Raw genomic sequence first — 9,717 nt, forward strand, 5'->3', positions numbered from 1 at the left:
AACCTGCTGTCCGGCCTGATTGCCGGCCATCTTGGCGCCGATGACATCGCCAGCGCGCCGGGCCGCTATCTGATGATCTTCGCGCTGGCCTGCACGCTGGGGCTGCTGATGGCGATCATGATCAAGCCGATCAAGCGGTTGATGGGCACCGTTCGCTGAGGCTTCATTCAAACCGTTTCCGGCCAATCGCCATCCAAGCGCATCGGGCGCTGAACAGCGCCCCGCACCAATCCGGGAGAACCTGATGCTTCGTCTCATCCATCCAAGAATCCTGTGGGCCAGCCTCGCTGCCAGCGCCGCGCTGAGCCTCGTCGCCTGCGGTGACAAAGCCGCTGCCCCTGCAGCCGAAGCCAAGGCAGCGCCAACGGCGGCGCAGGCCGATGCTTTCGTCGCCGACTTCAACAAGCAGTTCAAGGCGCTCGGCAAATACGTGGCATCAGCCCAATGGCTGCAGTCGACCTACATCACCGACGATTCGCAGATGATCGCGTCGCGCGCCGGCGAGCAGGCGCTGGAGTTCAGCTACAACGAAGGCCAGGCCGCCAAGCCGTTCTACGTGCTCAAGGATCTGTCGCCGGTCACCGAACGATCGCTGCAACTGATCCGCATCAGTTCGGTATCGCCGAGCAAGGCCGAGGACCGCACCGCGCTCGCCGCCGTGCTGTCGGACATGGAAGCCAACTACGGCAAGGGCCAGTGGTGCCGCAAGAGCACCGCCGGCAACGATGAATGCCTGTCGTTGCCGGAAGTCGAAAAGATCGTCAACAACGTCGAACTGAAGAACACTCCAGCGCAGATCGCCGAAGCCTGGGCCGGCTGGCACGCGACTGCCAAGCCGATCCGCGACGATTACCAGAACTTCGTCGGCCTCTACAACGGCGCCGCCAAGGAATCCGGCTATGCCGATGCCGGCGAATGGTGGCGCGGCGGCTACGACATGAGCCCGGCGGATTTCTCGGCCGAGACCGAACGCCTCTGGGGCCAGGTGAAGCCGCTGTACGACGCGCTGCACTGCCACGTGCGCAACAAGCTCAACGAGAAGTACGGCGACAGCGTCGTGTCGAAGGACGGCCTGATCCCGGCTCATCTGCTCGGCAACATGTGGGCGCAGCAGTGGGGCAATCTCTATCCGCTGGTCGAGCCGTACAAGGGCGTGTCCGATCTCGATGTCAGCGCTTCGCTGCAAGCCCAGCGCAAGACCGAGTACCAGACCCTGCTCGCGGCGTTCAAAGGCAAGCCGACACCGGTCGACCTCGCCGAACTCGAGCACAAGGCCGATGCCCAGTTCGCCGTGAAGATGGCCAAGGTCGCTGAGGATTTCTACACCTCGCTGGGCATGCCGAAACTGCCGGAATCGTTCTGGCAGAAGTCGATGCTGGTCAAGCCGCGCGATCGCGATGTGGTCTGCCATGCCTCGGCCTGGCCGATGGATGGCGAGAGCGATGTGCGCATCAAGGAGTGCATCGTGCCGGACGAGGAATCGCTGACCACGATCCACCACGAGCTCGGTCACATCTACTACTACCTGATGTACAAGGACCAGCCGCCGATCTTCCAGAACGGCGCGCACGACGGTTTCCATGAAGCGATCGGCGACACCGTGACCCTGTCGCTGACGCCAGAGCATCTGAAGAAGATCGGCCTGGTCAAGGACGTGAAGACCGACGAAAAAGCGGTGATCAATTCGCAGATGAAGCTGGCGCTCGACAAGATCGTCTTCCTGCCCTGGGGCAAGCTCGTCGATCAATGGCGCTGGAAAGTGTTCTCCGGCGAAGTGCAGCCAGCCGACTACAACAAGGCCTGGTGGAAGCTGCGCGAGGAATACCAGGGCGTGGCACCGCCGATGGCCCGCAGCGAGGAGGATTTCGATCCGGGTGCCAAGTACCACATTCCCGGCAACACGCCGTACACGCGTTACTTCCTGAGCTTCGTCGTGCAGTTCCAGTTCCACAAGGCGCTCTGCGAAGCCGCCGGCTTCAAGGGCCCGCTGCATGACTGCGACATCTACGGCAACAAGGCTGCCGGCGAGAAATTCATGGCGATGCTTCGGGAGGGCCAGAGCAAACCCTGGCCGGAAACGCTGGAGAAGCTGACCGGTACCAGGCAGATGGATGCCTCGGCGATCCTCGAATACTTCGCGCCGCTGAAGGCTTATCTGGAACAGCAGAACGCTGGCAAGAACTGCGGCTGGACGGCACCGGCGGATCCGTTGGCAGCGGCGACCCGCTAGGCACGACTCGGGCTGGTTCAGGTCGGCGCCCATCCGCCCACCTGAACCGCTCTGCCGACGGGCTGCGCCGGTGGCGGACTAGCGGTTACGATCACCGCCGCTCCCCTCTCGCGAATGCCAACCGCTGCGCATGACTGCCCTGATCGACGCGCTTGCCAACGACCCGCTGTTTCTCGGCATCACCACGACCCTGCTCGGCCTGGTGGTCGGCAGCTTCCTCAATGTGGTGATCCTGCGGCTGCCGCGGATGCTCGAAGCTGACTGGCAGGCCGAAGCCCGCGAACTGCTGGAACTGGCGCCGGTCGAGGCGCCGAAGCTGTCGCTGACCCAGCCGCCATCACGCTGTCCCGGCTGCGGCAGCGCGATTCGCGCCTGGCAGAACATCCCGATTGTCAGCTGGCTGCTGCTGCGCGGCCGTTGCGCCAGCTGCAAGACCGCCATCTCGATGCAGTACCCGCTGGTGGAACTGGCTTCGGCCTTGATGTCGGCGGTCTGCGTCTGGCGTTTCGGCTGGTCGCCACAACTGGCAGCGGCGCTGGTGCTGACCTGGACCTTGATCGCGCTGACCGTGATCGACCTGCGCGAAACCATCCTGCCCGACAACATGACCTTGCCGCTGATGTGGCTGGGCCTGGGCCTGAGCACGGTGCCGGTGTTCGTCGGCATGTCGGCCAGCATCTGGGGCGCGATCGTCGGCTACCTGAGCCTGTGGTCGATCTATCACTTGTTCCGGATCATCACCGGCAAGCACGGCATGGGCTATGGCGATTTCAAGCTGATGGCCGGCCTCGGCGCCTGGTTCGGCGCGATGTCTCTACCGATCCTGCTGCTGCTGTCGTCCGCCGTCGGTGCCGTGATCGGCCTCGGCCTGATCGTGTTCCGCGGTCATGATCGCAACGTGCCGATCCCGTTCGGCCCGTACATCGCCGGCGCCGGCTGGCTGATGCTGATCTGGGGCGATGCCCTCGGCGGCGTCACCGGAGCACGCTGATGAGTACCTTCACCATCGGCCTGACCGGCGGCATCGCCAGCGGCAAGACCCATGTCGCCAACCTGTTCATCAAGCTAGGCGTGCCACTGCTCGAAGCCGACGAGGTCGCCCGCGAGGTGGTTGCTCCGCCATCGCCAGCGCTGGCCGAGATCGCGACGAGCTTCGGTGCCGACATGCTGAACGCCGACGGCACGCTGAACCGCCGGGCGCTGCGCGACGTCGTGTTCGCCGATCCGGCCGCGCTGAGGCGCCTCGAAGCGATCACCCATCCGGCGATCCGCGCGAGAGTCACTGCCTGGCGCGCCGCGCAGACCGCGCCGTACTGCATCTATTCGGCAGCGATCCTGATCGAAGCCGGCATGGCGGCGCTGGTTGATCGGGTGCTGGTCGTCGATGCGCCGGAGGACGTGCAGCTGCGCCGACTGACCGCACGTGACGGCGCCAACGAGGTGCAGGCGCGCCAGATGATCGCCACCCAGGCCAGCCGCAGCCTGCGCCTGGGCCGTGCCGACGATGTCGTCGACAACCGCGACGAGACGCGCACCGTCGAAGCACAAGTCGCCCGGCTGCATCGTCACTACACCAGCCTGGGCTCGGCCCGACGCTCTGCACCGTAATTGATCGCCAGGGTTTGCCGCACCGGATGTTGCGGGGCACAATGCCCGACACGCGCGCAACCGGGATGCAATGGACCGTACTGCCGAATGGGTCTGTTTCGAGCAGCCGCTGAACGAGCGGACGCGGTCCCTGCTGCGTGTGGAGTTCCTGTTCGCGGAATACGCGCACTGCGGCAGCGACGCCACTGCCTGGGGCATTCGCGCCGGCCTGCAGACCTTGCTCGACATCCTGTCGGTGATCGGCCGCAGCGATCTGCGCACCGAACTGATCCGCGATCTCACCGAGCAGCGCAGCCTGCTGAACCGCTTTCGTACCCGTCCTGAACTGGACCGCGCCCGGCTCGATGCCGTGCTCGCCGAAATCACCGTCGTGCTGACCAGCCTGCACAATTCCGGGGTTCATCCGTCGACGGTGCTGCGCGAGAACGAATTCCTGTTCGCGGTGATGAACCGCAGCGGCATTCCCGGCGGCACCTGCATGTTCGATCTCCCGGCCTTTCACCGCTGGCTGGCGCGGCCGTATGCGAACACCGAGCGTGACCTGTCGCGCTGGTTCTCGATTCTCAAGCCGTATCAGGTGGCGATCGGCCTGTATCTGCGCCTGCTGCGCGATTCCACCGCCAGCAGCGAGCAGATCGCCCAGGGCGGCGTCTACCTGCATGTGCCGACCGGCGTGTTCCAGCTGCTGCGGGTCCATGTGCCGCCGGACAGCGACGTCTATCCCGAAATCAGCGCCGGCAAGCACCGCTTCTCGTTCCGCTTCATGCGCCTGGGCGACGTCAATCAGCGCAACGTGCAGACCGCCGAGGACATCGGCTTCCATCTGCAGTGCTGCAGCCTGAGCAACCAGGAATGAGCACCGGCAACAAGGCGGATGCCATCCGCATCGCCCGTTGCCCGCAATGCGGCGCTTCCAGCCGCCTCGACGAGCGCAATCCCTCGCGGCCGTTCTGCAGCGAGCGCTGCAAGCTGCTCGATCTCGGTGCCTGGTTCGATGGCCGGCATGCAATCCCGGCGGTACCCGATCCCGAAGATTTCGGCGACTAGACCGTAGGGCGGCCCATGGCCGCCTTGTTCTGTCCGGGCGGAAAGCGCCGGCGGCCGCGGGCCGCCCTACCTCGGCCAGTACGCGCTGATCGCCGCGATGCCCTGCGCGCCCGCGCGGCGGGCCTCGAACAGATCGCCGGGCGACAAGCCACCCAGCGCATAGACCGGCAGGCCGACCACGCCGCGCCGCTCGGCAAACCCGGTCCAGCCGATGCCTTCTGCGCCCGGATGGGTCGCGGTCTGGAACACCGGTCCGAGCACGGCGAAATCGGCGCCGACGATCTGCGCAACGCGCAGCTGCTCCGCGTTGTGCACCGACGCGCCGAACCACAGTTCAGGCGCGATCGGCCTGGCGCCATAGCGCGTCAGCGCCAAACCGCTTGCATGCCAGCCATCGGCACCGATCGCCGCCGCCATTGCCGGATCGCGATCGAGGATCAGCTTCAGCCCGGCCGCCTGGCAGGCGGGCAGCAAGGTCGTCGCCAGCGCGGCATAGGCACGCTCATCCAGCCCTGGCAGCCTCAGCCGCAGCAGCGCGCCGTGCGGCAGCCGCGTGAGCTGGGTCAGCAGCTCGATCAAGGTCGCGTCCGGCCGCGTGAACACATAGTGCCGCGGCAGGCGCAGCGCAGCGACGATCGGCGTCACGGTCGGCAGCAGATCCAGATCGTCCAACTGATCGAGCCGGCGCCAGGCGAACGCCTGTTGCTCGCGCGACTGTGGCTCGCCGTCCCAGCCATCGACCAGCCAGGTGTCGAGCAGCACCTGGCGATCGCTGTAGTCGTGACGGAAACGCAGCAGCGGCCGGGCGGCGGTGATGTCGACGCCCAGTTCCTCGTGCAGTTCGCGCTTCAGCGCGTCGAGAGCGGTTTCGCCCGGCTCGATCTTGCCGCCCGGAAACTCCCACTTGCCGGCAGCGATCTTGCCGGCCGGACGCTGGGCGATCAGCAGCCGGCCCTCAGCGTCGATCAGCACGCCGCAAGCGACATCGATCAACGGCCTGCTCATCGGCGGCTCGCCAGCGGCCGCGGCCTGCAGTCACAATCGCGCTGCCACGCTTCGACGCGCCTCGGAAGCAGGCGCGCACGGGTCGTCATCGAATTCATCTCGTCATCCACATCGCGTTCAGGAGATTCACCGGCATGGCCATCGTTACCCGCAGAGTTGATTACCAGGATCAGGGCGTTGCATTGCGCGGCCGCGTCTACTTCGATAACAGCCTCGGGCAGCGTCCCGCGGTATTGGTCAGCCATGCCTGGGGCGGTCGCAACAGTTTCAGCAATGGCCAGGCAGAGAAGCTCGCCAAACTTGGCTATGTCGGCTTCGCGCTGGACATGTACGGCGTCGGCGTCACCGGAGAAACGGTACAGGAATGCAGTGCGCTGATGACGCCGTTCATGGAAGACCGGACCATGCTCGCGCGCCGCATCAAGCTCGCCGTTGCCACCGTGCGGGCGCTGCCCGAGGTCGATGCCACGCGCATCGCCGCGATCGGTTTCTGCTTCGGCGGCCTGTGCGTGCTCGATCTGGCCCGCAGCGGCGCCGACGTGCGCGGCGTGGTCAGCTTCCACGGCCTGCTGAAGGGCAACGGACTGCCGGCCAACAAGATCACCGCCAAGGCACTGGTGCTGCACGGCGATGCCGATCCGCTGGCACCGTTCGAGGATGCGGTCGCCTTCCGCGACGAATTCAACGCTGCTGGCAACGACTGGCAACTGCATATCTACGGCAAAACCCTGCATGCGTTCTCGATGCCCGGCGCGAACATGCCCGGCGTCGCCGCCCATGACGCGCTGGCCGAAGCGCGGTCGATGAAGTCGATGCAGGATTTCCTGGCCGAAGTGCTGGCCTGAGATCACCAATCTCGCCGCGCGATGCGCGCGGCGAGGTTCAGGTCCGATATTCGGCGTTGATCTTGACGTAGTCGTAGCTGAAGTCGCAGGTCCAGACCCGGGTCTTGGCGGTGCCGCGACCCAGGCCGACCCTGATCGTGAACTCCGGCTTGGCAACCACAGCCGAGCCGAGTTCCTCGCGATACGAAGGATGCGGTTCGCCGCCGTCGAGCAGGCGCACATCGTCCAGCCAGAGATCGACCTTGCCCGGATCAAGGCCCGGCACGCCGGCCTTGCCGATCGCCATCGCCAGCCGGCCCCAGTTCGCATCACCGGCAAACATCGCGGTCTTGACCAGCGGCGAATGGGCGATCGAATACGCCACCAGCCGCGCCTCGTCGACCGTGCCACCGCCTTCGACATCGACGGTGATGAAGCGCGTCGCGCCTTCGCCATCGCGGACGATGGCCTGGGCGAGTTCGATGCAGACCTCGGTGACCGCTGCCGCGATCAGCGGGTAATCGGCGTGGCCGGTATCGACATCGCGGCTGCCGACCTGCGCCGTCGCGAACAGCACACAGGAATCGTTGGTCGAGGTATCACCGTCGACGGTCGCGCTGTTGAACGAGGCAGCGACCGCATGCTGGATCAGGGTCTGCGTCGCCTCTGCCGTCAGCCGCGCATCGGTGCCGATGTAGGCCAGCAGGGTCGCCATGTTCGGATAGATCATGCCGACGCCCTTGGCGATACCGGTGACCGTGACCGGCCCCTGCGAGGTCGCGACGCTGCGCGTCGCGCCTTTCGGGATCGTGTCGGTGGTCATGATCGTGCGGGCGGCGGCGTTCCAGCCGTCGGCCTGCAAGTTCGCGGCGGCCTTCGGGATCGCCTCGATCATCCGTGACACCGGCAGTTGCTGGCCGATCACGCCGGTCGAGAACGGCAGCACCTGGGACGGATCGCAACCGATCGCGGCCGCTACCGCAGCAGCGGTTTCACGTGCGTTGGCGAGCCCCTGGGTACCGGTCGCGGCATTAGCGTTGCCCGCATTGATCAGCAGCGCACGGATGTTCTGACTGACCGCCAACCGCTCGCGGCAGACCTGGACCGGCGCAGCGCAGAACGCGTTCTGCGTGAACATGCCGGCCGCGCGAGTGCCCGGCGCCAGCTCGATAATCAGCAGATCCTGCCGGCCCGGCTTCTTGATCGCCGCTTCGGCAGAACCCAGGCGGGCACCAGCGATCGGCGTCAGTGGTCCCGGTTCATTCAGATTGACGGCCATGGTGGAAGCAGTGGCTGGTGGTCAGTGATCAGTTAACGACGACGGTGAACTTCATTTTCTGGCCACTGGCCACGAGCCACTGACCACCGCTTCTCAGACCAGCGCCCCGTGGCACTGCTTGAACTTCTTGCCCGAGCCGCAGGGGCAAGGATCGTTACGGCCGACTTTCGGCATGTCGCGGACGAAGGCTTCCGGACGGTCGACGGTAGTCGGCGCGCTCAGGCTTCGACCTTCGCCGGTGGGTTCGACCGCCACGACGTCCGGCTGGTCGATCACCGACTGGGCATCGGCATGCTGGAACTCCATCGGCGGCGCGGCGGCGCGGCGCGCTTCTTCAAGCGCGTGCACCTCGTCCTCGGTGAGGATCTGGATGCGGGCCAGGCGCGACACCACTTCGTGCTTGAAGCGCGCCAGCATATCGTTGAACATGGTGAACGCTTCGCGCTTGTACTCCTGCTTCGGGTCCTTCTGCGCATAGCCGCGCAGATGGATGCCGAGCCGCAGGTAGTCCATCGCCGCCAGATGCTCGCGCCAGAAGGTATCGAGCACGCGCAGCAGGGTTTCGCGCTCGAAGGACTCCAGCACGGTGCCACCGATCTTCGCCTTCTTGTCGGCGTAGGTCGTCGACAGGATCTCGCCGATCCGTTCCTTGATCTTGCGGTCGTCGAGCTGCGGGTCTTCCTCGGCCCACTGGCGGATCGGCAGCATGGTGCCGAAATCCTTGCGCAGCGCTTCTTCCAGCGCTTCGAGGTTCCACATCTCCTCGGGGCTCTGCGGCGGCACATGCACGGCGACCACGGCGGTGACCACGTCGGCGCGGATGTCGTCGATCATCGGCGTCACGACCGCGGCGCCCATCAGCTCGTCGCGCAGCTCGTAGATCGCCTTGCGCTGATCGTTGGCGACGTTGTCGTACTCGAGCAGGTTCTTGCGGATGTCGAAGTTGTGCGCTTCCACCTTGCGCTGCGCGGTCTCGATTGAGCGCGTCACCATCTTCGCTTCCAGCGCTTCGCCTTCCTGCATGCCAAGGCGCTGCAGCAGGCCGCGCATCGACGGCGGCGCGAAGATACGCATCAGCGTGTCATCGAGCGACAGATAGAAGCGGGTGGCACCCGGATCGCCCTGACGACCGGAACGGCCACGCAGCTGGTTGTCGATGCGGCGGGATTCATGGCGTTCGGAGCCGATCACATACAGACCGCCGCTGGCGACGACCGCCGCATGACGCTCCTTCCATGCCGCCTTGGCGGCTTCCCGGGCGGCTACGTCGTCTTCCGCAATCGCATGCAGTTCAGCTTCCAGTGAACCGCCGAGCACGATGTCGGTACCGCGGCCAGCCATGTTGGTGGCGATGGTCACCGCACCGGGACGGCCGGCCTGCGCGACGATCTCGGCTTCGCGCTCGTGCTGCTTGGCGTTCAGCACTTCGTGGACGATGCCCTTCTGAGTCAGCAGATTGGCCAGCAGTTCGGAGGTCTCGATGCTCGCGGTGCCGACCAGGATCGGCTGGCGCTTGGCATGAACCTCTTCGATGTCCTTGATCACCGCATCGAACTTGCCCTTGGCGCTGATGTAGATCAGATCGCCGCGGTCATCGCGCACCATCGCCCGATTGGTCGGGATGACGATGACTTCGAGGTTGTAGATGTTCTGGAACTCGAAGGCTTCGGTATCGGCGGTGCCGGTCATGCCGGACAGCTTCGAATAGAGCCTGAAATAGTTCT

Annotated in this window: 9 protein-coding genes; 6 read left to right on the forward strand and 3 right to left on the reverse strand. The window is 65.5% G+C overall.

Going from position 1 to position 9,717, the window contains the following annotated elements:
- Positions 1–244: 244 nt before the first annotated feature.
- From QZY06_RS20785 to QZY06_RS20805, 5 genes are all read left to right on the forward strand, one after another.
- Positions 245–2,230, forward strand: coding sequence for a M2 family metallopeptidase (locus QZY06_RS20785; protein ID WP_295687835.1), 1,986 nt, complete (start codon positions 245–247; stop codon positions 2,228–2,230).
- A gap of 130 nt (positions 2,231–2,360) precedes the next feature.
- Entirely contained in the window at positions 2,361–3,221 is an 861-nt protein-coding gene (locus tag QZY06_RS20790; RefSeq protein WP_295687839.1) for an A24 family peptidase, read from the forward strand.
- Positions 3,221–3,838 (forward strand): dephospho-CoA kinase, encoded by a 618-nt coding sequence (coaE, locus tag QZY06_RS20795; protein ID WP_295687842.1) that lies wholly within the window; start codon positions 3,221–3,223, stop codon positions 3,836–3,838. The genes QZY06_RS20790 and coaE overlap by 1 nt, the downstream gene beginning before the upstream one ends.
- Positions 3,839–3,908: 70 nt before the next feature.
- The gene (zapD, locus tag QZY06_RS20800) at positions 3,909–4,694 is read left to right on the forward strand and encodes a cell division protein ZapD (RefSeq protein WP_295687845.1); all 786 of its coding nucleotides are present in this window, start codon (positions 3,909–3,911) and stop codon (positions 4,692–4,694) included.
- The gene (locus tag QZY06_RS20805; RefSeq protein ID WP_295687847.1) at positions 4,691–4,885 is read left to right on the forward strand and encodes a DNA gyrase inhibitor YacG; all 195 of its coding nucleotides are present in this window, start codon (positions 4,691–4,693) and stop codon (positions 4,883–4,885) included. Before zapD ends, QZY06_RS20805 begins: the two co-directional genes overlap by 4 nt.
- A gap of 66 nt (positions 4,886–4,951) precedes the next feature.
- Here QZY06_RS20805 and QZY06_RS20810 read toward each other — a convergent pair whose 3' ends face one another.
- On the reverse strand, positions 4,952–5,890 hold the full coding sequence (locus QZY06_RS20810) for a Nudix family hydrolase (RefSeq protein WP_295687850.1): 939 nt from the start codon (positions 5,888–5,890) through the stop codon (positions 4,952–4,954).
- A gap of 134 nt (positions 5,891–6,024) precedes the next feature.
- On the opposite strand from QZY06_RS20810, the gene QZY06_RS20815 reads away from it, so the two are divergent.
- Entirely contained in the window at positions 6,025–6,735 is a 711-nt protein-coding gene (locus QZY06_RS20815; RefSeq protein ID WP_295687852.1) for a dienelactone hydrolase family protein, read from the forward strand.
- 37 nt (positions 6,736–6,772) lie between these two features.
- Here the strand turns inward: QZY06_RS20815 and argJ are convergent, their stop codons facing one another.
- Together argJ and QZY06_RS20825 are read right to left on the reverse strand one after the other, a co-directional pair.
- Positions 6,773–7,993 (reverse strand): bifunctional glutamate N-acetyltransferase/amino-acid acetyltransferase ArgJ, encoded by a 1,221-nt coding sequence (argJ, locus tag QZY06_RS20820; protein ID WP_295687854.1) that lies wholly within the window; start codon positions 7,991–7,993, stop codon positions 6,773–6,775.
- 93 nt (positions 7,994–8,086) lie between these two features.
- Positions 8,087–9,717 (reverse strand): SEC-C metal-binding domain-containing protein (locus QZY06_RS20825; protein WP_295687856.1); only part of this gene is annotated, 1,631 nt, incomplete at its 5' end.

It is taken from the genome of uncultured Nevskia sp., assembly GCF_903885465.1.
In the GTDB taxonomy this organism is placed as follows: domain Bacteria; phylum Pseudomonadota; class Gammaproteobacteria; order Nevskiales; family Nevskiaceae; genus Nevskia.